Here is a 1,891-nt window from a genome sequence, read left to right on the forward strand (position 1 = left end):
ACTCAGGAAATCGCTGCGGGTGCGGACGATCTCACCTCATTCTCCGGAAACATGCACGGACAAGCCGAAAACTTAGGACAACTCATCGGCAAATTCAAAACGAATTGATGAAAAACGCAGATACGGTTGAGTTAGAACCTCTCCCAAGAGCCTGTTCTTTAATTTTACAAGATAATCGTGAATTATAATTCTAAGTCCTTATATACTTAAGGGATGAATATTTGAATTGAAGGAATTCCGTTATTCGATACAATAACTTTTCCCATTTCGGCGGCAAAAGGTGGAACGGTATGAGTATTCGAGTTCGCATTTCATTATATTTATCGATTGTTTTGTTTATCGGCTTTTCGATTCTTGCGGCGATCAATTCCGTTACTTCGTATCAAAACCTCAAAGCGGAAGTCGAAAATAATTCGACGATCACTTCCGAACGATGGTCTTTGGAAGTAAAAGACATTCTTGATTCTGCGATGTTTTATGCGAGGGGATTTCGTTCTCCTCTGATTTATACGTCTCCTCCTCGCAATGAAATCATCGGTTCAATCCGTGAAGTCATCGAACGAAACCCTTCCTTCTTTGCGCTTTGGCTCGTATACGAACCGAATCTTTACGACGGAAAGGACGCGCAATTCCGCAATGCGGTCGGTCATGACGCAAGCGGACGATTCGTTCCTTACGTCTATCAATCCGGTGAAAAAGGGAAAGCCAAAATCGACGCGAGCGTCGGCTATGAAAACACGGACGGCACAGGCGACTTCTATCAAATTCCGAAAAAGAAAAACACCTACTTCGTTTCCGAACCGTATCGTTATAAATCCAGAAACGTAGACACGATGATGCTTTCCATCGTCGCTCCGATCAGCAAGGAGGGTTTTTTCAGAGGCGCGTGCGGAATCGATCTCAAGGTGGAAGAACTCCAAAAGAAATTCGGAGAAGTAAAACCGTTTCGCGGTCAAGGTTATATGACCTTGGTTTCACCGAGCGGTTTGTATGCGGTCAACGGAAAGGACGTAAAGCTGATCGGAAATAAAATTCCGGACAAGGAAGAATTAGAACACTTCTTAAAGAAAAGCCAGGAAGGAAAAAACTTTACGTTCAACTCGGAAGGACATACGCACTACTACTTTCCGTTTCACGTCGGAAAGGACAAACGATATTGGGTGATGCAGGTCAGCGTTCCGGATGCGATCTATCAAAGCGAAGTCTTGACGATTCTTTTTAAAAGTTATATCTCCGCGATTCTCATCCTGATTTCAGTTCTAATCTGCCTCAGTTTCATATTCCAAAAATTGATTACGGTCGGTTTGTTGAAGGCCATCGGATTTTCGGAAGAAATCGCGAAAGGAAATTTAATCGCGGAAAAAGCGGATCATCATCGTTCGGATGAAATCGGGACCCTTCTTCATTCTATGAATCTGATGCGGGAGAATCTTCTCAAGGTCGTTCGAGAGATCGGAGGATCTGCAAACGTCCTCAAAGACACGTCCGAAAAGATGGCGGATTCATCGAGAAGCTTTTCCGATGTCGCACAAACACAAGCTTCCGCAGCGGAAGAATCTTCGGCGGCGGTCGAAGAACTCGCAGCCTCCGCACAAAACGTCGGTAAGTCGATGGAGAAAGCAGTTTCCAGCATGAAAGAGATCGACGGAAACGTGGACAGACTGAAAGAGCAAATCGCAAACATCAACCGAGAGATGCAAGACTTGGTACGTTTAGCCGCCGAGTCCAAAGAGCAAGGGGTTACGGGGGAGAATGCGATGGTCGCTTCTACAAGCGCGATGGCTGCGATCGGAGACAGCGCTTCCCGAATCACAGAAATCCTTTCCATCATCACCGAGATTTCCGAAAAGACGAATCTCCTCGCCTTGAACGCAGCCATCGAAGCCGCAAG

At 45.6% G+C, this 1,891-nt stretch carries 1 protein-coding gene; it reads left to right on the plus strand.

The annotated features are described in order from the left end of the window. Positions 1-290: 290 nt before the first annotated feature. Positions 291-1,891, plus strand: a 1,601-nt coding sequence (locus DLM76_RS21370) for a methyl-accepting chemotaxis protein (RefSeq protein WP_147455822.1), incomplete at its 3' end; no start/stop codon positions are given.

Source organism: Leptospira yasudae, assembly GCF_003545925.1.
GTDB classification, from domain to species: Bacteria; Spirochaetota; Leptospiria; order Leptospirales; family Leptospiraceae; genus Leptospira; species Leptospira yasudae.